This window comes from Enterobacter sp. BIDMC 26, assembly GCF_000534435.1.
In the GTDB taxonomy this organism is placed as follows: domain Bacteria; phylum Pseudomonadota; class Gammaproteobacteria; order Enterobacterales; family Enterobacteriaceae; genus Enterobacter; species Enterobacter ludwigii.
This window is the reverse complement of the sequence record NZ_KI973182.1, coordinates 503,814-525,212: the sequence shown is the minus strand read 5'-3', so window position 1 is coordinate 525,212 and position 21,399 is coordinate 503,814. Positions and strand designations below refer to the sequence as shown.

Annotated in this window: 21 protein-coding genes and 1 tRNA gene; 11 read left to right on the top strand and 11 right to left on the bottom strand. The window is 55.0% G+C overall.

Going from position 1 to position 21,399, the window contains the following annotated elements:
- Positions 1-18 precede the first annotated feature (18 nt).
- Together hutG and hutI are read right to left on the bottom strand one after the other, a co-directional pair.
- Complete coding sequence (hutG, locus tag L462_RS20765) at positions 19-957, bottom strand: formimidoylglutamase (protein ID WP_032677714.1); 939 nt, start codon at positions 955-957, stop codon at positions 19-21.
- Positions 954-2,177, bottom strand: coding sequence for an imidazolonepropionase (gene hutI, locus L462_RS20770; protein WP_032677713.1), 1,224 nt, complete (start codon positions 2,175-2,177; stop codon positions 954-956). The genes hutG and hutI overlap by 4 nt, the downstream gene beginning before the upstream one ends.
- Positions 2,178-2,401: 224 nt before the next feature.
- Here hutI and L462_RS20775 point away from each other — a divergent pair, with 224 nt between their 5' ends.
- Positions 2,402-3,685, top strand: coding sequence for a putative acyl-CoA thioester hydrolase (locus L462_RS20775; RefSeq protein ID WP_032677712.1), 1,284 nt, complete (start codon positions 2,402-2,404; stop codon positions 3,683-3,685).
- Between the two features lie 91 nt (positions 3,686-3,776).
- Here L462_RS20775 and pgl read toward each other — a convergent pair whose 3' ends face one another.
- The gene (gene pgl / locus L462_RS20780) at positions 3,777-4,772 is read right to left on the bottom strand and encodes a 6-phosphogluconolactonase (protein ID WP_032677711.1); all 996 of its coding nucleotides are present in this window, start codon (positions 4,770-4,772) and stop codon (positions 3,777-3,779) included.
- Positions 4,773-4,912: 140 nt separating this feature from the next.
- Here pgl and L462_RS20785 point away from each other — a divergent pair, with 140 nt between their 5' ends.
- Complete coding sequence (locus L462_RS20785) at positions 4,913-5,731, top strand: pyridoxal phosphatase (RefSeq protein ID WP_020884944.1); 819 nt, start codon at positions 4,913-4,915, stop codon at positions 5,729-5,731.
- Here L462_RS20785 and modC read toward each other — a convergent pair whose 3' ends face one another.
- From modC to L462_RS20805, 4 genes are all read right to left on the bottom strand, one after another.
- Complete coding sequence (gene modC, locus L462_RS20790) at positions 5,732-6,790, bottom strand: molybdenum ABC transporter ATP-binding protein ModC (protein WP_020884945.1); 1,059 nt, start codon at positions 6,788-6,790, stop codon at positions 5,732-5,734.
- Positions 6,791-6,792: 2 nt separating this feature from the next.
- A complete protein-coding gene (gene modB / locus L462_RS20795; RefSeq protein WP_014169203.1) occupies positions 6,793-7,482 on the bottom strand; it encodes a molybdate ABC transporter permease subunit in 690 nt (229 codons plus the stop codon).
- Positions 7,482-8,255, bottom strand: a complete 774-nt coding sequence (gene modA, locus L462_RS20800) for a molybdate ABC transporter substrate-binding protein (protein WP_025204642.1) — start codon at positions 8,253-8,255, stop codon at positions 7,482-7,484. Before modA ends, modB begins: the two co-directional genes overlap by 1 nt.
- Before the next feature lie 179 nt (positions 8,256-8,434).
- A complete protein-coding gene (locus tag L462_RS20805; RefSeq protein ID WP_020884948.1) occupies positions 8,435-8,584 on the bottom strand; it encodes an AcrZ family multidrug efflux pump-associated protein in 150 nt (49 codons plus the stop codon).
- A gap of 127 nt (positions 8,585-8,711) precedes the next feature.
- Here L462_RS20805 and modE point away from each other — a divergent pair, with 127 nt between their 5' ends.
- From modE to gpmA, 7 genes are all read left to right on the top strand, one after another.
- Positions 8,712-9,500 carry a molybdenum-dependent transcriptional regulator gene (gene modE, locus L462_RS20810; protein WP_025204643.1) on the top strand — a complete coding sequence of 263 codons (789 nt, stop codon included), beginning with the start codon at positions 8,712-8,714 and terminating at the stop codon, positions 9,498-9,500.
- A 67-nt stretch (positions 9,501-9,567) separates the two neighbouring features.
- Positions 9,568-11,040, top strand: coding sequence for a molybdate ABC transporter ATP-binding protein ModF (gene modF / locus L462_RS20815; protein WP_032677710.1), 1,473 nt, complete (start codon positions 9,568-9,570; stop codon positions 11,038-11,040).
- 201 nt (positions 11,041-11,241) lie between these two features.
- Complete coding sequence (gene galE, locus L462_RS20820) at positions 11,242-12,258, top strand: UDP-glucose 4-epimerase GalE (protein WP_032677709.1); 1,017 nt, start codon at positions 11,242-11,244, stop codon at positions 12,256-12,258.
- 9 nt (positions 12,259-12,267) lie between these two features.
- Positions 12,268-13,314, top strand: coding sequence for a galactose-1-phosphate uridylyltransferase (galT, locus tag L462_RS20825; RefSeq protein ID WP_032677708.1), 1,047 nt, complete (start codon positions 12,268-12,270; stop codon positions 13,312-13,314).
- A gap of 3 nt (positions 13,315-13,317) precedes the next feature.
- On the top strand, positions 13,318-14,466 hold the full coding sequence (galK, locus tag L462_RS20830; protein ID WP_025204645.1) for a galactokinase: 1,149 nt from the start codon (positions 13,318-13,320) through the stop codon (positions 14,464-14,466).
- Positions 14,460-15,503 carry a galactose-1-epimerase gene (gene galM / locus L462_RS20835; RefSeq protein WP_032677707.1) on the top strand — a complete coding sequence of 348 codons (1,044 nt, stop codon included), beginning with the start codon at positions 14,460-14,462 and terminating at the stop codon, positions 15,501-15,503. The genes galK and galM overlap by 7 nt, the downstream gene beginning before the upstream one ends.
- 206 nt (positions 15,504-15,709) lie before the next feature.
- Positions 15,710-16,462 carry a 2,3-diphosphoglycerate-dependent phosphoglycerate mutase gene (gpmA, locus tag L462_RS20840; protein ID WP_020884954.1) on the top strand — a complete coding sequence of 251 codons (753 nt, stop codon included), beginning with the start codon at positions 15,710-15,712 and terminating at the stop codon, positions 16,460-16,462.
- Positions 16,463-16,523: 61 nt separating this feature from the next.
- On the opposite strand, the gene aroG is transcribed toward gpmA, so the two are convergent.
- Entirely contained in the window at positions 16,524-17,576 is a 1,053-nt protein-coding gene (aroG, locus tag L462_RS20845; protein ID WP_014169194.1) for a 3-deoxy-7-phosphoheptulonate synthase AroG, read from the bottom strand.
- Between the two features lie 304 nt (positions 17,577-17,880).
- On the opposite strand from aroG, the gene L462_RS20850 reads away from it, so the two are divergent.
- Together L462_RS20850 and zitB are read left to right on the top strand one after the other, a co-directional pair.
- Positions 17,881-18,261, top strand: coding sequence for a YbgS-like family protein (locus L462_RS20850; RefSeq protein WP_032679657.1), 381 nt, complete (start codon positions 17,881-17,883; stop codon positions 18,259-18,261).
- 106 nt (positions 18,262-18,367) lie between these two features.
- Positions 18,368-19,306, top strand: a complete 939-nt coding sequence (gene zitB / locus L462_RS20855) for a CDF family zinc transporter ZitB (protein WP_032677706.1) — start codon at positions 18,368-18,370, stop codon at positions 19,304-19,306.
- On the opposite strand, the gene pnuC is transcribed toward zitB, so the two are convergent.
- The 3 genes from pnuC to L462_RS20870 all read right to left on the bottom strand — a co-directional run bounded on the left by pnuC (position 19,303) and on the right by L462_RS20870 (position 21,399).
- Positions 19,303-20,022: a nicotinamide riboside transporter PnuC gene (gene pnuC, locus L462_RS20860; RefSeq protein ID WP_032677705.1), complete on the bottom strand. Its 720-nt coding sequence runs from the start codon at positions 20,020-20,022 to the stop codon at positions 19,303-19,305. The two genes, zitB and pnuC, sit on opposite strands and share 4 nt — an antisense overlap.
- A gap of 22 nt (positions 20,023-20,044) precedes the next feature.
- On the bottom strand, positions 20,045-21,088 hold the full coding sequence (gene nadA / locus L462_RS20865; RefSeq protein ID WP_032677704.1) for a quinolinate synthase NadA: 1,044 nt from the start codon (positions 21,086-21,088) through the stop codon (positions 20,045-20,047).
- Positions 21,089-21,323: 235 nt separating this feature from the next.
- Positions 21,324-21,399 (bottom strand) — tRNA-Lys (locus L462_RS20870).

The following is a 21,399-nucleotide window of genomic DNA, read 5'->3' as shown; positions in this document are numbered from 1 at the left end:
CTGACTCCTTAAACGTTGTTATGCCCACCAGTGAGCAATTTGCCAGGCCAGACGGGCGGCAAGCTTTGCCCCCTGTCCGTCCCGATCGTACTGCGGGTTAAATTCTACCAGATCGGCAGCCTGCAGTTTTCCACTGCGGCAGATGTGTTCAATCACCGGCAGAAGATCCAGCGCGGGTACCCCTAACGCCGCGGGCGCTGAGACGGCTGGCATTTCGCCAGCAGGCAAAACATCGAGGTCAATGGTGAGGTAAACGCGGTCGGCCTGGGCCTGAACCTTGTCCAGAGCCGATAACGCATCTCGCCTGAAATGAAGGTCTTCCACCAGCGTGACGTTTAGTCGCTCAGCTTCATCCCACAGCGCCTGCGTGTTCGCCGCCCGGCTGACGCCCAGGCAGGCATACTGAAAATCGCGCGCCTGTTCCACACAGTAGTGTGCCAGCTGACGAAACGGCGTGCCGGAGGTCGCGTGGTCCGCCTTGCGCAGGTCAAGGTGTGCATCCAGGTTTATCACCACCACGCGCGCGTTCGGGAAAGCATCCAGAACCCCGCGGCCATGCGCCCAGGCGGTCTCGTGTCCCCCGCCAAAAACCAGCGTACGCATGCCGGACTGCTGGCAGGCCTGCACGGCATCGCTTAACGCCCGCTGAGCCGCTTCCAGATTATCGCCCTCGACATACACCGACCCCATATCCACCAGCCGGTCATGTCCATGATGACTTGCCATGTTCGCCAGCGCTTTGCGAAGCACCTCCGGGGCCTGTACGGCGCCGGGCCTGCCCTGATTGCGTTTTACCCCTTCATCACATTCAAACCCTATCAAAGCGATGCCGGATGACTGAGGGGTAAATACCGGCATCTGTCGTAGGGTCTGAAAAATACGTTTTGCATTGCTGGCCTCGGCGCTGTCGTCGCGCCCCTGCCAGACGGTCTCGGCAACCGGCCGCCAGAGTCTCATACGCTCTCCCCACGGAAAATACGTTGATACAACGGATTGCGTCCCGGCTCATAGACCATTTCGACCGGGTGATGTGCATCCCAGACGACAAAGTCAGCCACGAATCCAGCCTGCAGCTGCCCGTGCGTGGCTCCGCGTCCCAGCGCCTGGGCAGCATGTCGCGTCACGCCAGCCCAGGCCTCTTCAGGCGTCAGGCCAAACTGCACGCAGGCCATATTCATCGCGAGATGAATACTCGCGAACGGGCTGGTGCCGGGGTTATAGTCGGTGGCGACAGCCATGGGAACGCCCTCTTTTCTGAGCTGTTCAACCGGCGGACGCTGGCGCTCCTGAAGAAAATAGAACGCCCCCGGCAGTAATACCGCAACCGTGCCGTTGTGCGCCATCGCCTGAACACCGTCATCGTCGAGATATTCAATATGATCGGCGGAAAGCCCCTTAAAGCGGCTGACCAGCGCCGCGCCGCCAAGATTTGAAAGCTGTTCCACGTGTCCTTTGACCGGAATCCCCAGGGCAGTGGCAGCGCGGAAAAGCCGCTCGGTTTGCGCTGGCGTGAAGCCGACATTTTCGCAAAACACATCCACGGCTTCGAATAAGCCTTTTTGCCACAGCGTGGGCATCATCTGCTCGCACACCGTGGTGAGATACGCGTCCGCGTCGTGGCGGTATTCCGCCGGAACCGCATGCGCAGCCAGAAGCGTAGGGCTGATCTCTACCGGATTGTTCTGGCCCAGCTGGCGGGCGACCTGCAGCATCTTCTCTTCCGCTTCGGCGTTGAGACCATATCCCGACTTGATTTCAACCGTGGTCACCCCTTCATCGATCAGCCGCTGCAGACGCTGTTGCGCCAGCCTGAGCAGGGTCTCGGGCGAACTGCTCCGCGTCGCCGTCACGGTCGCGTTAATCCCGCCGCCCTGCGCGCTGATGGTTTGATAAGAGACGCCGTTCAGACGCTGCTCCCACTCTGCCGCACGATCGCCACCGAACACCAGGTGGGTATGGCAGTCAATCAGCCCGGGCGTGACCAGACGACCGTGCAGATCGACACAGTGACGGTGGCCGGAAGGGATGTCGGATTCGGGAATAACGGCCAGAATCGTCTGGCCGCGCACCACCAGGGCGTGCTGCGCTTTCAGGCCATAAGGCGTGCGGTCGTCCGGGATCATTGTCGCCAGTCGCGCATTGCGCCATATTACATCGTCGGGATGAAGCTGCTGCATGGGCATTCCACTTGTCATGGGTTGTATAGACATTTATTTTCATCTGCCCCCTGCTGTCAACCGCTCTGGCGGAAAATGTTATTTATTTGTGATGACTTTCCCGCCTCCCGCGGGTAAAAAATGCATCTTTTACCCTTTTTATCTTCCCGTTTCGCTCAACTTAGTATAAAAAAGCAGGCTATTTCGTCTATCCCGTTAAGACTTGCATACCCAGGAGCTTTACCTTGAACATTTCCAGGATTTCCCGTCTGGCGTTAGCGCTCGCCTTTGGCGTGACATTATCCGCATGCAGTTCTACCCCACCGGACCAGCAGCCTTCTGAGCAGGTTGCACCGGGTACCGCCTCTCGCCCGATTTTGTCCGCTGATGAAGCGAAGAACTTTGACCGTGCACACTACTTCTCGGCGATGGACCCTAACGCTGCGCCGTGGACACCGTCTTCTATTAACCTGCCGAAACAACCTGACTTCGTTGTCGGTCCGGCAGGTACGCAGGGCGTGACCCACACAACGATTCAGGCTGCGGTTGACGCGGCTATCACCAAACACAGCGCCTCTCGCCAGTACATCGCGATCCTGCCTGGGGAATATGAAGGCACCGTTTACGTTCCGGCAGCACCGGGCAGCATCACCCTTTACGGGACGGGCGAGAAAGCGGTCGACGTGAAAATTGGTCTGGCGATTGATTCTGAAATCGACAGCAACACCTGGCGTCGCCTGGTCAACCCGGCGGGTAAATATATGCCAGGCAAACCGGCGTGGTACATGTTTGACAACTGCCAGAGCAAGCGTGCAGCTACCATCGGCGTGATGTGTTCTGCGGTCGTCTGGTCTCAGAATAATGGCCTGCAGCTGCAGAACCTGACCATTCAGAATACCCTGGGCGATAGCGTTGATGCGGGTAACCACCAGGCCGTTGCACTGCGTAGCGATGGCGATAAAGTGCAGATCAACAACGTGAATATTCTCGGCCGTCAGAACACCTTCTTCGTGACGAACAGCGGTGTTCAGAACACGCTGCAGAATAACCGTCTGACCCGTACGCTGGTCACTAACAGCTACGTTGAAGGTGACGTGGATCTGGTCTCCGGTCGCGGCGCGGTGGTGTTTGAGAACACCGATTTCCGCGTGGTGAATTCACGCACTCAGCATGAAGGTTATGTGTTTGCCCCGGCCACGCAATCTAACCTGTTCTACGGCTTCCTGGCCGTTAACAGCCGCTTTAACGCGTCCGGTGACGGCGTCGCGCAGCTGGGCCGCTCGCTGGATGTGGACTCTGCCACCAACGGTCAGGTTGTTATTCGTGACAGCGTGATCAACGAAGGTTTCAACATGGCTAAGCCATGGGCCGATGCCGCTATCTCCAAACGTCCTTTCTCCGGCAATACCGGTAGCGTGGATGATAAAGGTAACGTGCAGCGCAACCTGAATGACGCTAACTTCAACCGCATGTGGGAATACAACAACCGCGGTCTGGGTAGCAAAGTGGTTGCTGAGCCTAAGCAATAAAAGAATGCGTTGATGTCTTTTGCTGTACTCGCCCGGTGCCCACCGGGCATAAAAAAACCTCGCATTTGCGAGGTTTTTTGTTTTAAGCCTTTTAGTGTGCGTTTACCACCACCCACATTGGCCCCTGGCCGACGGCGTAACGCCCTTTCTCTTCCAGCAGCCCCTGCGCACCTTTGATTTCGTACAGCGCGATGTGGTGGGATTTTTGCCCCGCCGCAATCAGGTATTTACCGCTGTGATCGATATTAAACCCGCGTGGCTGGGTTTCGGTAGGCTGGAAACCTTCAATCGCCAGCACGCTACCGTCTTCAGAAACGCTGAATACCGTAATCAGGCTGGAGGTACGGTCGCAGGCATACAGATGACGCCCATCCGGTGTGATGTGAATATCAGCCGCCCAGCGGGTGTCAGAGAAGTCAGACGGCATCATATCCAGCGTCTGCACACACTCAATCTTGCCGTTAGGATCTTTCAGTTCCCATACGTCCACAGAACTGTTCAGCTCGTTCACCACATAGGCGTACTGCTGGTTCGGGTGGAACACCAGATGGCGCGGGCCCGCGCCCTCAACGGTGGTCACTTCTGCAGGATTCTGCGCCACCAGGTGACCGTCATCGCTCAGGGTAAACAGGCAGATACGATCCTGTTTCAGCGCAGGGACCCACAGCGTACGGTTATCCGGAGAAATATTCGCCGAGTGGCATCCTTCCAGCCCGTCAACCACATCCACGGTTTCAACCGGTAGGCCCGCTTCCAGACGCGTTACGCTGACACAGCCCGCATTGTAAGAGCCGCTGAAGATGAAGTTGCCTTTGCGATCGGTGGAGATATGCGTTGGGCTGCCCGGTAAAGGTGCTTCCGCAGTGTAAGTCAGCGCGCCGTCGTCCGGCGAGATGCGGTAGGCCAGCACGCGAAACTCCGGGCGCACACCCACGTACAAGAAACGTTTATCCGGGCTGATAACCATCGGCTGCACCTGACCTGGCACATCAACAACCTGAACCAGCGTGAGGGTACCCTCGGTATTTAAACGCCAGACGTGGATCTGCTGGCTTTCAGGACTGGCGGTATAAACGGTTTGTTTCATGAATATTCACTCCTCACTGCGCATGAAAGTAGTTAACTTTTGACGGTGAATGCTGAATTGTCATCGGGAATTTTGAAGCCTTTGCCTCTCGGTGTACCATCCCTTCAGAACGTAAATTCAATATTAACCCGGAAAAACAAATGACCTCGCGTGTAATAGCTCTGGATTTAGACGGTACCTTACTTACTCCGCAGAAAACCCTTCTCCCCTCTTCCCTTGAAGCACTCAAACGCGCGCAGGAAGTGGGATATCAACTCCTTATCGTAACGGGTCGACATCACGTTGCCATTCATCCTTTTTATCAGGCACTGGCGTTAGATACACCTGCAATTTGTTGTAATGGCACTTATTTGTATGATTATCAGGCAAAAAAGGTTTTAGAATCCGATCCGCTGCCCGTGCCTCAGGCGCTGCAATTGATTGATCTGCTTGATGAGCATGCCATTCACGGCCTGATGTATGTAGATAACGCAATGGTGTATGAACGTCCGACAGGCCACGTGATCCGCACCAGCAACTGGGCACTGTCTCTGCCTGAAGCGCAGCGTCCGGTCTTTACCCAGGTTTCCTCCCTGCGCCAGGCGGCTCAGGATGTCGATGCTATCTGGAAATTTGCGCTGACGGATGAAGATACCACCAAACTGAATGCCTTCGCGACGCACGTTGAACAAACGCTGGGTCTGGAGTGCGAGTGGTCCTGGCACGACCAGGTCGATATCGCCCGCAGAGGCAACAGCAAAGGCAAGCGTCTGACGCAGTTCGTGGAGTCTCAGGGCGGGTCAATGCAGGATGTGATTGCCTTTGGCGATAACTACAACGACATCAGCATGCTGGAGGCCGCCGGTACAGGCGTGGCAATGGGCAACGCCGACGATGCGGTAAAAGCGCGTGCTAACGTCGTGATTGGTGATAACACCACCGACAGCATCGCGCAGTATATTTATACCCACCTGCTGTAATCAGGTGGTGATGGAGACGCTCTTGATTTGCGCGTAAAGCCACAGGCCAGGTTTGATTCCTAACTCATCTCTGGCCCACGGACTGATGCGCGCCCAGAGCGTCTTGCTGCCCACTTCGAGCTTTACCTCAACCTGTCCGTTATCATCAAAACACTCCGCCACTTTCGCGCGCAGGATATTGCGAATACTGGTCTGCAGCGGCGCTTGCAGCACCAGAGAGACATCTGAAGCCTGAATACGTATACGCAACGCAGACTGCAGCGGTTTGTCGATTTTGTTGACCCACAGATGCTGGTCGCCCAGCGCCAGTGCGGTCATCGCATAGTGCGGGTGGTGTTCCAGCACGCTCACCTTAAGGATGCTGCTCTGCTGCTCCTTCGGTAACCACGGGTGCATCACGCTGCTGCCCCACACCTCTTCCAGATTACCGAATGCCTTAACGCTGCCCTCTTCCAGCACCAGCACTTTATCGGCCAGATGCAGGATCTCATCCAGCGAGTGGCTGACGTAGAGCATCGGGATATTGATTTCACGCGCCAGGCGCTGAAGATAGGGCAGCAGTTCACGTTTTCGCGGAATATCCAGCGAGGCCAGCGGTTCGTCGAGCAACAGCAGTTCTGGCGCGGTGAGCAACGCGCGGCCTATCGCCACGCGCTGTTTTTCACCACCAGAAAGCGATGAAGGGAGCCGGTCCAGCAGTGACTCAATGCCCAGCAGCGCCACCAGCTTATCAAATTGCGCGGCCATGCTTTTGGCCATGCCGTAGCGAAGATTACCGCGCACGCTGTAATGCGGAAATAATCGCGCATCCTGAAAAACATAACCAATTCGCCGCTTATCCGGTGCCAGGTAAATTTTGTTCTCAACGTCGTTTAAGACGCGATCGTTGAGCACAATCCGTCCGGACTGCGGCCGCGTCAGTCCGCTGATGGCATTGATCAATGAGGTTTTCCCTGCACCAGATACGCCAAAGATGGCGGTAATGCCGCTCGCAGGCAGCGTCTCGTTAAGGGTCAGGGTATGATTTCCCAGCGTCTGGGTGAACTGAAGTTCGAGCATGACTATTTCCCCATCCGCTCGCGACTGAGTCGCGCCAGCCATTCCGAAACCAGCAGCGAGACCAGCGCCAGCACAATTGAGATGATGCACAGCCGCGCCGCGGCACCTTCTCCACCCGGCGTCTGAATCAGGGTGTACATTGCTGACGGGATCGTTCGTGTCTCACCGGGGATATTCGACACAAAGGTAATCGTGGCACCAAACTCACCCAGCGAGCGGGCGAAAGCCAGTACCGTGCCGACAATAATGCCCGGCAGCGTAAGCGGGAGCGTGATGGTGAAAAAAACGCGCCAGCGCCCGGCACCCAGCGTGCGGGCAGCCTGTTCCAGTTTGATATCAACCCCTTCCAGCGCCAGGCGAATGGCCCTGACCATCAGCGGGAATGACATCACCGCCGCCGCCAGTACCGCCCCTCGCCAGCTAAACGCAAACGTCAGCCCAAACCAGTCATATAACCATTCGCCAATGAAACCGCGCCGCCCCATCGACACCAGTAGCAGGTAGCCAACCACCACCGGTGGCAACACGAGGGGAAGATGAAGAACGCTATCCAGCAGGGCTTTGCCGGGAAACTTACAGCGAACCAGTAACCAGGCAAAGAAGATCCCAAAGGGCAAACTCAGCGCAACCGCCAGGGAAGAGACTTTCAGGCTCAGCAGGACAGCCTGCCATTCAGGATCGGTCAATATCATTAGTGAGTCGTAAATCCGTAACGTTTAAAGATTGCGGACGCTTCGGGTCCTTTCAGGTATTCACTGAAGGCCGTCACGGTCGCATTTTTATGTCCATCAACAATCGCAACAGGATATTCCACTTTCTTGTGGGAGTCTTCCGGGAACGTACCAACCACTTTCACCCCTTTACTGGCGACGGCATCCGACCCGTAGACTATCCCCAGCGGCGCTTCATTACGTTCAACCAGCGCCAGAGCACCGCGCACATCTTCAGCCGGAGCCAGTGTGGGCGATAACGTCTCCCAGGCCCCCAGTTTTTGCAATGCTTCTTTGGCGTAGATCCCCGCCGGTACATGCTCCGGATCGCCAACGGCCAGGCGTCCTCCGTTCAGCAACCGGGTCCAGGGGGTCTCGTTGTTGATAGTGATTTCGCCTTGCTGACTGGCTTTCGGCGCCACCACGACGAGGCTATTCCCCAGCAATGTTTCGCGGGTTGTCGCATCAATCGATTTCTTTTCAGCCGCGTAATCCATCCACTTCTGGTCTGCAGAGATGAACAGATCGGCCGGCGCTCCCGCTTCAATCTGACGTGCCAGCGTCGATGAAGAAGCAAAAGAGGAGACCACCTCGACGTTCTTCTCTTTTTTATACGCTGTCGCAATATCCTGCATCGCGTTGGTCAACGACGCCGCCGCAAAGACGGTAATTTTACCCTCGTTAGCCAGCGCGTGTCCGCTCAGCGAAAGTGTCAGCGTTGCCCCTGCGAAAAGGCGTACCCATGTACGTGCCATTTGTAGCTCCTGTGAGTATCGTTATATACACACTAATATAACGGTAACTCCGGGGAGATCCCAGCGTTAAATCGTACCGCTCAAGGGGTACAGCAAGCTGATGCTTTAAATAATATCGGCGAGAAAGGGAAATACTTGAGAGCAAAACGCCCGGGCAAGCCGGGCGTTTCGGGGGGAAATTAATGCTGCTTTTTAGCCTGGTCTCTGTGACCAATGTTCGAAAATACGTTGAACACTTCACCCAGGCCGTAGATGGCACCGAGGATAACGGCCATCACTACTGGTACCATGATCACGGCGAATACCAGACTTTTCAACAATTCCAACATGGTTTTCTCCAGATATTGTGAATGGCTTATTCTACCCTGAAAAGTGAGAAAAACATCCCCTTTTGTGCGGTGCCCTTTGCGACCTTCGCCATTTGGGTCACAATGCACTTTTTGCCAGGACAGTGTTATGCAGGCCGAAATTCTCCTCACTCTACGACTACAGCAGAAGCTTTTCGCCGATCCGCGACGTATCGCCCTGCTTAAACAAATAGAACAAACCGGTTCAATAAGCCAGGGGGCTAAGAACGCTGGCATTAGCTATAAAAGCGCCTGGGATGCCATCAACGACATGAACACCCTGAGCGAGCAAACGCTGGTTGACCGGGCCACGGGCGGCAAAGGCGGTGGAGGTGCGATCCTGACACGTTACGGCCAGCGCCTGGTTCAGCTGTATGATCTGCTGGCGCAGATCCAGCAAAAAGCATTTGATGTGTTAAGTGACGACGATAATCTCCCGCTGGACAGCCTGCTGGCTGCCATTTCCCGTTTTTCGCTGCAAACCAGCGCCCGTAACCAGTGGTTTGGCACGGTGATGGCGGGCGATAACGCCCAGGTGCAGCGTCATATTGAGATCCTGCTTGCCGATGGAACAACCCGTCTGAAAGCCGCGATTACCGCACAAAGCGCAGATCGACTGGCGCTGAATGAAGGTAAAGAGGTGCTGGTGTTACTGAAAGCGCCGTGGGTGAATATCACTGCCGATGCCGAAAAAGCAAAAGCCGCTGATAACCAGCTACGCGGTGCCATCCGCCACGTTGAACGCGGTGAAGAGCAGTGTGAAGTTCTGATGACCCTGCCGGACGGGCAAGAACTCTGCGCAACCCTTCCCCTCAGCGACGCCGCAGAATTAGAAGAAGGTGCTGTAGTGACCGCATATTTCAACGCCGACCGGGTGATTATCGCCACATTGTGCTGAGCACATTGACAAGCGTGTCGACAGTGAGTATCCCTGACATCTGTTGCTGCAAAAAATGGGATAAGTCATGTCATCATTGCATATTTCGCAAGGCACGTTTCGTCTTAGCGACACCCGAACGCTGACGATTTCTGATTTAACAATACGCGCCGGTGAAAGCTGGGCGTTTGTCGGTACAAACGGAAGCGGGAAATCAGCGCTGGCCCGTGCGCTGAGCGGAGAGCTCGCGCACCTTAAAGGGGAATACCAGTGTAACTTTACGCGCCTGACGCGCCTGTCATTCGAGCAACTACAAAAGCTGGTGAGCGATGAATGGCAGCGCAATAACACCGATTTACTCAGCCCGGGCGAAGAAGATACGGGCCGCACGACGGCAGACATTATTCAGGATGAGGTCAACAATCCTGCCCGTTGTGCGTATCTGGCAGAACAGTTTGGCATCACCTCCCTGCTGAACCGGCGCTTTAAATACCTCTCGACCGGTGAGACCCGGAAAACGCTGCTGTGTCAGGCGCTGATGAGCGAGCCGGAACTGTTGATTCTGGATGAACCGTTCGACGGTCTCGACGTGCAGTCCCGCGCACAGCTGGCCACCCTGCTCGGCTCGCTTAACCAGCAGGGCTATACGCTGGTACTGGTGCTTAACCGTTTTGATGAAATTCCTGAGTTTATTCAGAACGCCGGCGTGCTCGCTGACTGCAACCTGACTGAAACCGGCGAAAAATCGGCGTTACTTAAGCAGGCGTTAATTGCCCAACTGGCGCACAGTGAAAACCTGGACGGCATCACGCTGCCGGAACCGGACGCACCTTCTGCCCGCCACGCGTTAGATCCCCACCAGCCGCGCATCGTGCTGCGTGATGGCGTGGTAGCGTATGACGATCGGCCGATCCTTAATCATCTCAGCTGGACGGTCAACCCGGGTGAACACTGGCAAATTGTCGGCCCCAACGGCGCGGGAAAATCAACGCTGCTGAGCCTGATCACCGGCGATCACCCTCAGGGCTACAGTAACGATCTCACCCTGTTTGGCCGCCGCCGCGGAAGCGGTGAAACGATCTGGGATATCAAAAAGCATATCGGCTATGTCAGCAGCAGCCTGCATCTGGATTACCGGGTCAGCACCACGGTGCGCAATGTGATCCTGTCCGGGTATTTTGATTCCATCGGCATTTATCAGGCGGTCTCGGACAAACAGCATAAGCTGGCCCAGCAGTGGCTGGATATTCTGGGGATGGATAACCGGGTCGCTGACGCGCCGTTTCATAGCCTTTCGTGGGGACAGCAGCGTCTGGCACTGATCGTTCGCGCGCTGGTAAAACATCCGACCCTTCTGATCCTCGACGAACCGCTACAGGGGCTGGACCCATTAAACCGCCAGCTGATCCGCCGTTTTGTGGATGTCCTGATTAGCGAAGGCGAAACGCAGCTGCTGTTCGTTTCCCATCATGCCGAAGATGCCCCGTCCTGCATTACGCACCGCCTCGAGTTTGTGCCCGACGGTGAACGCTATCAGTACCTGCTGAGTAAAATCGATTAACCCCGGAGGGCTCTGCCCTCCGTTTTTTCGGATAACCTGCACAAAGACTTCCCTATCCCTTTGATCTACAATGTCGCATTGCCGCCCAAAAACGGATTTTAAAAGCAGTGTAAACGATTCCACTATTTTATCCCATGTCACACTTTTCGCGTCTCTGTTATGCTATGGTTATTACATACCATAAGCCCAATGGAGCGAAATATGCGAGTTCTGGTAACAGGTGGTAGCGGTTACATTGGTAGTCATACCTGCGTGCAGCTGCTGCAAAACGGTCATGATGTCATCATCCTCGACAACCTGTGCAATAGTAAGCGCAGCGTGCTGCCTGTGATTGAACGTCTTGGCGGTAAACAACCAACCTTCGTGGAAGGCGACATCCGCAATGAAGCGTTGATGACCGAGATCCTTCACGACCATGCCTTTGAGACGGTGATCCATTTCGCCGGCCTGAAAGCGGTGGGTGAATCCGTCGCGAAACCGCTGGAGTATTACGACAACAACGTCAACGGTACCCTGCGTTTGATCTCCGCCATGCGCGCAGCGAACGTCAAAAACTTTATCTTCAGCTCTTCCGCAACCGTCTACGGCGATCAGCCAAAAATCCCTTACGTTGAAAGCTTCCCGACCGGTACGCCGCAAAGCCCGTATGGCAAAAGCAAACTGATGGTGGAGCAGATCCTCACCGATCTGCAAAAAGCGCAGCCTGAATGGAGCATCGCCTTGCTGCGCTACTTCAACCCGGTTGGCGCCCATCCGTCAGGCGATATGGGTGAAGATCCACAGGGCATCCCGAATAACCTGATGCCGTACATCGCCCAGGTGGCCGTTGGCCGCCGTGAGTCTCTGGCTATTTTCGGTAATGATTATCCCACCGAAGACGGTACCGGTGTGCGTGATTATATCCACGTCATGGATCTGGCCGACGGCCACGTGGCGGCAATGCAGCAGCTGGCCGATAAGCCAGGCGTGCATATTTACAACCTCGGCGCCGGGATCGGCAGCAGCGTGCTGGACGTCGTGAATGCCTTCAGTAAGGCCTGCGGTAAGCCTGTGAATTATCACTTCGCACCGCGCCGTGAAGGCGACCTCCCGGCTTACTGGGCCGATGCCTCCAAAGCCGATAAAGAGCTTAACTGGCGTGTCACCCGCACGCTTGATGAAATGGCACAGGATACCTGGCACTGGCAGTCTCGCCATCCACAAGGTTATCCGGACTAAGGATCCGTCATGACTTCGTTCAATCCCGTCGATCATCCGCATCGTCGTTTTAACCCGCTAAGCGGACAATGGATTTTGGTTTCTCCGCATCGCGCCAAGCGCCCCTGGCAGGGGGCGCAAGAGACGCCTGCAAAACAGACGCTTCCCCAGCACGACCCGGACTGCTTCCTGTGTCCGGGCAACACGCGTGTGACGGGCGATAAAAACCCGGACTACAAAGGCACCTTCGTTTTCACCAACGATTTTGCCGCCCTGATGACCGACACGCCCGACGCGCCGGATAGCCAGGACCCGCTGATGCGCTGTGAAAGCGCGCGCGGCACCAGCCGTGTTATCTGTTTCTCGCCCGACCACAGCAAAACGCTGCCGGAGCTGAGTGTTGACGCGCTGAAAGAGGTCGTCAGCACCTGGCAGACGCAAACTGCTGAACTGGGCCAGACCTACCCGTGGGTACAAGTGTTCGAGAACAAGGGCGCGGCAATGGGCTGCTCTAACCCGCACCCGCACGGTCAGATCTGGGCCAACAGTTTCCTGCCAAACGAAGCCGAGCGTGAAGACCGTCTGCAAAAAGCCTATTTCGCGGAAAACGGATCGCCGATGCTGATGGATTACACCCGTCGTGAACTGGCCGATGGCAGCCGAACGGTGGTGGAAACCGAGCATTGGCTGGCCGTCGTACCTTACTGGGCAGCATGGCCATTTGAGACGCTGCTTCTGCCAAAAGCACAGGTTCTGCGCATCACCGATCTGAGCGACGCCCAGCGCGATGACCTCGCCCTGGCACTGAAGAAGCTGACCAGCCGTTATGACAACCTGTTCCAGTGCTCCTTCCCCTACTCAATGGGCTGGCATGGCGCTCCGTTTAACGGTGAAGAGAATCAACACTGGCAGTTGCATGCCCATTTCTATCCGCCGCTGCTGCGCTCTGCGACGGTACGTAAATTCATGGTGGGCTATGAAATGCTGGCAGAAACCCAGCGTGACCTGACGGCAGAACAGGCTGCAGAACGCCTGCGTGCTGTGAGTGACGTCCATTATCGCGAATCAGGAGTCTAAAAAATGAGTCTGAAAGATAAAACACAATCCCTGTTTGCTGAGAAATTTGGCTACCCTGCCACCCATGTCATTCAGGCGCCTGGCCGCGTGAACCTGATTGGTGAACATACCGACTATAACGATGGTTTCGTTCTGCCGTGCGCCATTGATTACCAGACGGTCATTAGCTGCGCTAAGCGCGATGATCGCAAAGTCCGCGTTATTGCAGCGGATTACAACAATGAGACGGATGAGTTTTCCCTCGATGCACCCATCGTTACCCACGACAGCCAGCAATGGTCTAACTACGTGCGCGGTGTGGTAAAACACCTGCAGAAACGTAATAAAAACGTGGGCGGCGCTGATCTGGTCATCAGCGGAAACGTGCCTCAGGGCGCCGGGTTAAGCTCGTCCGCGTCGCTGGAAGTCGCCGTGGGTACCGTCTTCCAGCAGCTTTATCATCTGCCGCTGGACGGGGCACAAATCGCCCTGAATGGTCAGGAAGCGGAAAACCAGTTTGTGGGCTGTAACTGCGGCATCATGGACCAGCTGATCTCTGCGCTGGGTAAAAAAGAGCATGCCTTGCTTATCGACTGCCGCTCTCTGGGCACCAAAGCCGTTCCCTTGCCAAAAGGCGCAGCTGTGGTAATTATTAACAGCAACTTTAAACGCACGCTGGTGGGCAGCGAGTACAACACCCGCCGCGAGCAGTGTGAAACCGGCGCACGCTTCTTCCAGCAACCTGCGCTGCGTGACGTTTCGCTCAACGAGTTCAATAAAGTGGCGCACGAACTGGATCCGGTAGTGGCGAAACGCGTTCGTCATGTGCTGACGGAAAATGCCCGTACCGTTGAAGCGGCGTCCGCGCTGGCGAAAGGTGACCTGAAACGTATGGGTGAACTGATGGCAGAATCTCACGCCTCCATGCGCGATGATTTTGAAATCACCGTTCCGCAAATCGATACCCTGGTGGACATCGTCAAAGCCACGATTGGCGATAAAGGCGGTGTGCGCATGACCGGCGGCGGCTTCGGTGGCTGCATTGTTGCCCTGATGCCAGAAGAGCTCGTCCCTGCCGTCCAGCAGGCGGTGGAAAAACAGTACGAAGCGAAAACAGGTATTAAAGAAACTTTCTACGTGTGTAAAGCATCACAAGGAGCAGGACAGTGCTAAACGAAACGCCAACCCTTGCCCCGGATGGCCTGCCGTATCGCCTGTTAACCCTGCGCAACAGCGCAGGAATGGTGGTTACGTTAATGGACTGGGGTGCCACTTTGCTATCCGCTCGCGTACCAATGCCTGATGGCAGCGTACGTGAAACCCTGCTTGGCTGCGCGTCGCCTGAGCAGTATGTCAATCAGTCCGCCTATCTTGGCGCGTCTGTCGGCCGTTATGCTAACCGCATCGCGAAAAGCGCTTTCGAACTTGATGGCGAGCGTTACTCGCTGCTTTCCAGTCAGGGCGAAAACCAGTTACACGGTGGACCTGAAGGGTTCGATAAGCGCCGCTGGAAAATCGTTCAGCAAAACGACCGCGAAGTGCTGTTCTCACTGGACTCGCGTGACGGTGACCAGGGATTCCCCGGTAACCTCACCGCGTTCGCGCATTTCACGCTGGCTGACGATAACCGTATCGCCATTGAATATCGCGCGAAAGTTGATAAGCCGTGCCCGGTCAATCTGACCAACCACGCTTATTTCAACCTGGACGGCAACCAGTGCGACGTGCGTAATCACACGCTCCAGATCCTGGCCGATGCCTATCTGCCGGTGGATGAAATGGGGATCCCGTATCAGGGGCTCAAGGCCGTCAGCGGTACCAGCTTTGATTTCCGCAGCGGAAAAACCATCGCGCAGGATTTCCTGAGCGATGACGATCAGCGCAAGGTGAAAGGCTATGACCACGCGTTCCTGCTGCAGGCGAAAGGTGATGTGACTCAGCCTGCCGCGCAGGTCTGGTCTGCAGATGAGAAACTGCAGATGACGGTCTACACCACGGCCCCTGCCCTGCAATTCTATTCAGGCAACTACCTTGGCGGTACCACGGCGCGCGAACATGAAGAGTACAGCGACTGGCAAGGTCTGGCGCTGGAAAGCGAGTTCCTGCCGGACAGCCCGAACCATCCAGAATGGCCACAGCCGGACTGTGTGCTGCGCCCGGGTGAAGAGTACGTTAGCGTGACAGAATATCATTTCATCCCGCATTCATAATTCCCAGCCCTCCTTGCGGAGGGCTTTTTCTCTCCGTCTTGCTGAAAATAGCGCCGATCGCAGACAAAATCATAACCCTGGATTCACAAGCATCTTACACTCAGAGACTATTTTCGCTATGGTTAGGGTTAAGCGTTGCTGCTGGCACTGTCACGGCAATATAATGAGAATTGTTATCATTCAATAAAGCTTATGAGGAGTACGATATGGCTGTAACTAAGCTGGTCCTGGTGCGTCATGGCGAAAGCCAGTGGAACAACGAAAACCGCTTTACCGGTTGGTACGACGTTGATCTGTCAGAAAAAGGCGTAAGCGAAGCAAAAGCAGCAGGTAAACTGCTGAAGGCTGAAGGCTTCAGCTTTGATTTTGCTTACACCTCTGTGCTGAAACGTGCCATCCATACTCTGTGGAACGTTCTGGACGAACTGGATCAGGCCTGGCTGCCGGTTGAGAAATCCTGGAAACTGAACGAGCGTCACTACGGTGCGCTGCAGGGTCTGAACAAAGCGGAAACCGCTGAAAAATACGGTGACGAGCAGGTTAAACAGTGGCGTCGCGGCTTCGCGGTAACCCCACCAGAGCTGACCAAAGATGACGAACGCTACCCGGGCCACGACCCGCGTTACGCGAAACTGACGGATGCTGAGCTGCCAACGACCGAGAGCCTGGCGCTGACCATCGACCGCGTTGTGCCTTACTGGAACGAAACCATTCTGCCACGCCTGAAAAGCGGCGAGCGCGTGATCATCGCAGCTCACGGTAACTCCCTGCGTGCGCTGGTGAAATACCTGGACAACATGGGTGAAGACGAGATCCTCGAACTGAACATCCCAACTGGCGTTCCGCTGGTGTATGAGTTCGACGAAAACTTCAAACCAATCAAACATTACTATCTGGGCAACGCTGATGAGATCGCTGCAAAAGCCGCGGCTGTAGCGAACCAGGGTAAAGCGAAATAATTTTCGCTGGACATAAAAAAAGCGTGGAGCAATCCACGCTTTTTTATTTGGCTCCTGAAACTCAGCCGCGACGCGCTTTTACCGCATTCGCCAGCTGACGCAGAAGGGCATCCGTATCGTCCCAGCCGATGCAGGCGTCCGTGACGCTTTTACCGTAGACCAGCGGCTCGCTGCCTTCCAGATTCTGGTTACCTTCCACCAGATGGCTTTCGATCATCACGCCAATAATCGCGTTCTCACCGCCGGCAATCTGCTGACAAACATCGGCGCCGACTTCCATCTGCTTTTTAAACTGCTTGCTGGAGTTGGCATGGCTGAAGTCGATCATCACCTGTTGTGGCAGACCCGCTTTTTCCAGCCCGACCTTCACGTCTGCCACATGTTTTGCGCTGTAGTTCGGCTCTTTACCGCCACGCAGAATAATATGACAGTCACCGTTACCGCTGGTATTTACAATGGCGGAGTGACCCCATTTGGTGACGGACAGGAAGCAGTGCGGTGCCCCGGCGGCATTGATGGCGTCAATTGCCACCTTAATGGTGCCATCGGTACCGTTTTTAAAACCAACCGGACACGAGAGACCTGACGCCAGTTCGCGGTGAACCTGAGATTCTGTAGTACGCGCACCGATTGCGCCCCAGCTCATCAGATCCGCCAGATATTGCGGCGTAATCATGTCGAGGAACTCACCGGCAGCAGGCAAACCGCTGTCGTTGATCTCCAGCAGCAGTTTGCGCGCAATACGCAGACCGTCGTTGATCTGGAAACTGTTATCCATATGCGGGTCGTTAATCAGCCCTTTCCAGCCAACGGTCGTACGCGGCTTTTCAAAGTAAACACGCATGACAATTTCCAGCTCGCCTTGCAGTTCTTCGCGAAGCTGGAGCAATCTTGCTGCGTACTCTTTGGCCGCAGCAGGATCGTGAATTGAGCAAGGGCCAATCACCACCAGAAGACGATCGTCATTACCTTTCAGGATCTTATGGATCGCTTTACGAGCATGAGACACCGTGTTTGCGGCATTTTCAGTGGCGGGGAATTTCTCAAGGAGTGCTACAGGAGGTAATAACTCATTGATCTCTTTAATACGTAAATCGTCGTTCTGATAATTCATTTTCTTTCCAGCTCTGCCATATCTTTAGTAATGAAAGCAATCCTTTCAATCTAACTTGCCGACCAGAAAGTGTAAACACGGTTTTACACTTCACGCAGATAATTCCTGGAATTCACCTAAAAATCGCCACAAAATAGCGAAAAACGAGATCTAACCTAAGCTTTTTAACTGTAACAACCACTTTTGTTTGATTAAACGCGATTCCATACTGACGTAAGTCCGTATGACGGAATCTTTCGCCTCTGAAAAAGATGCACTGTTGGAAAATGTTATCCAGCGTAACGACAAGAACAGGAGCACCAAGATGAAAATGACGAAACTGGCAACCCTCTTCCTCACAGCCTCCCTTACCCTGGCAAGCGGCAGCGTCCTTGCCGCTGAGACGGGCTCAACAGATAACAACGGTGACGCGAATGCCGCGGCGGCGGCGGGACAGGTCGCCCGTGATGCAAAACAGAATATCGCCCCGAATAATGTCGATAACAGCCAGATCAATACCGGGAACACCAATACCGGAGGCACGATGTTGCATCCGGACAGTAGCGGCTCTGGCACCATGAATCATGACACGATGAGTACCGATGAGATGCATAAGAACACCATGTGCAAAGACGGTAAGTGTCCGAATTCGAATGACAAAGTGGGCGACGATGCCAATACCAAAACGGATGGCACAACCCAATAATCCGTGACGAATGTAAACGTAAAAGGAGAGCTCTGGCTCTCCTTTCTTTTTGGAGTAAGCCATTAAAAACGCTACACTAAAAACAATAACAAAAAGGAAAGCTGATATGGCGCACACGCATTCACACACCCCATCTCCTGGCGATGACAACGCTAAACGCCTTATGCTGGCCTTCGGCGTCACGGCAACGTTTATGGTTATCGAGGTCATTGGTGGCCTGGTTTCCGGCTCTCTGGCGCTTCTGGCGGATGCCGGACATATGCTTACCGATGCCGCCGCCCTGCTCTTTGCCCTGTTGGCCGTGCAGTTTGCCCGCCGTCCGCCTAACGCGCGTCATACCTTTGGCTGGCTGCGACTGACCACTCTGGCGGCGTTTGTTAACGCTATTGCTCTGGTGGTTATCACCCTTCTTATCGTCTGGGAAGCCATACAGCGCTTTCGTCACCCACAGCCGGTCGCCGGAGCGACAATGATGGTTATCGCCGTAGCAGGTCTGCTGGCGAATCTTCTGGCGTTCTGGATTTTGCATCGCGGCAGCGGGGAAAAGAACCTCAACGTGCGCGCTGCGGCTCTGCATGTTATGGGCGATTTACTGGGTTCCGTCGGTGCTATTGTGGCCGCGCTGGTGATCCTTTATACCGGCTGGACGCCCGTCGACCCGATTCTTTCCGTGCTGGTATCGTGTCTGGTATTGCGCAGTGCCTGGCGGCTGCTGAAGGAGAGCGTGAATGAACTGCTTGAAGGGGCGCCGGCATCCGTGAACATTGCCGAGCTTAAACGCAACCTGCGTCGTTCCGTGCCCGAAGTGCGCAATGTGCATCATGTTCACGTCTGGCTGGTGGGTGAGAAACCCGTCATGACATTGCACGTCCAGGTGATCCCTACCCATGACCATGATGGCCTGCTTGAGCGCATCCAGCACTTTCTCGAACATCACTATGAGATTGGTCACGCCACCATCCAGATGGAGTACCAGCCCTGTAACGGCCCGGACTGCCACCTGAACGAGGCGCAGTCCGGCCATTCACATCATCACCATCATTAGTTCGAAAGCGCGCGAGAGCCTCGCTCACGCGCGCTGTTAATCCACATCCGGCTCCCATTCAGGGCAATGAAGGTCAGCAGCAGATACTCCAGCGACATCGCGTAGACGCCCTGAAGTGCAAAAATAACCACGCTAATGACGTTAATGACGACCCAGAGCAGCCAGTTCTCAACGTATTTACGGGTCATCAGGATCATCGCAGCAATCGACAGCACCATCATGCAGGAGTCCCAGAACGGGAAAGCATCCGGCTGGAGTGATGGCATAGTGACATTCAGCCCGAGGCCAGACATGACCGACACCGCGACACGGGTCAGGAATGCAAACACCGGGTTGATATAGACGGTCATTAAACCAATGGCGACAACGCAGGCGACAAACCAGGCGATGGCTTTCGGTAAGGGCAGCCAGCGGATTTGCAGCTCCGCCTCCTGCTGGCTGTTCTGCCGCGACCACGCGTACCAACCGTAAATGTTCGCCGCAAAGAAGAACAACTGCAAAAGCAGGCTGGCGTACAGCTGGATCTGGAAGAAGATAATCGCAAAGAGCGTAACGTTAATTAACCCGAACGCGTAGTTGCTGATCTTCTCCAGGCTTGCCAGCCAGATACACAATAACCCAGCCAGCGTACCCACGGCCTCAATCCATGACAGGTCATAGCCACCTGCACCAATCGGTATATGAACCAGAATGTTCTGTGTGCTAAAAAAATCCATCTTTTCCCCAGGGCGTATTGAATTAAGTACGTAGTGTAGCCGCAAAATCCAGCATGCGGTTAAGCGGAATTAACGCACCTTCACGCAGAGCAGCATCCACATGGATTTCATGCGTTGCTCCGCCTTTCTCCAGCCCCTCAGCGATAGCTTTCAGGCCGTTCATCGCCATCCACGGGCAGTGCGCGCAGCTACGACACGTCGCCCCCTCGCCCGCCGTTGGTGCTTCAAGCAGCTCTTTCTCAGGCACGGCCTGCTGCATCTTATAGAAGATACCGCGGTCGGTTGCCACGATGAGCTGCTTGTGCGGCAGCGTCCTGGCAGCATTGATAAGCTGGCTTGTGGATCCCACGGCATCCGCCATGTCGACAATGGACTGCGGTGATTCCGGGTGAACAAGGATCGCTGCGTGCGGGTAAAGCGCCTTCATGCGCGAGAGCGCCTGCGTCTTAAATTCATCATGAACAATACAGGCACCCTGCCAGCAAAGCACGTCAGCGCCGGTCTGCTTCTGCACGTAATTGCCGAGATGGCGGTCAGGCGCCCAGATGATTTTCTCGCCCAGGCTGTCCAGATGCTCAATCAGTTCAACGGCGATGCTTGACGTCACGACCCAGTCTGCCCGCGCTTTCACTGCGGCAGAGGTATTGGCATAGACCACCACGGTACGGTCCGGATGGGCATCGCAGAAAGCCGAGAACGCATCAATCGGACAGCCGAGGTCGAGTGAACACTCCGCATGTAGCGTTGGCATCAGAATGGTTTTTTCAGGGCTGAGAATCTTTGCGGTTTCACCCATAAAGCGAACGCCTGCGACCAGTAACGTGGAAGCAGGATGTCTGGCACCAAAGCGTGCCATATCCAGAGAGTCAGAGATGCAGCCCCCGGTCTCTTCCGCCAGTTGCTGGATTTCCGGGTCGGTGTAGTAATGTGCAACCATCACTGCATCTCGCTCTTTGAGAAGACGTTTGATCTTCTCACGGTAAAACTGCTTCTCATCCTGACTCAGCGGGACAGGCTTTGGCGGGAAGGGATAGATTGCGGCTTCTGGATCAAACATCACGCTCATTATGGCTTCTCGTTTTACTGGCTTAACATTATTGCCTTTCTTTTGCATAACATAGCAAAACGGACGGCAAATGTGTTTTGTATACTAAACAAGATAGCGAATTTGCGAGAAAAAGTCACCGGAAATAGGTGCGCGTAGCACGCATCGGATGGCGACTTCGCCGGAGCCGACCTGCAAGGTAAAAATATGCGGAATACAGATAGCAAAAAAGCGCCTTTAGGGCGCTTTTTTACATTGGTGGGTCGTGCAGGATTCGAACCTGCGACCAATTGATTAAAAGTCAACTGCTCTACCAACTGAGCTAACGACCC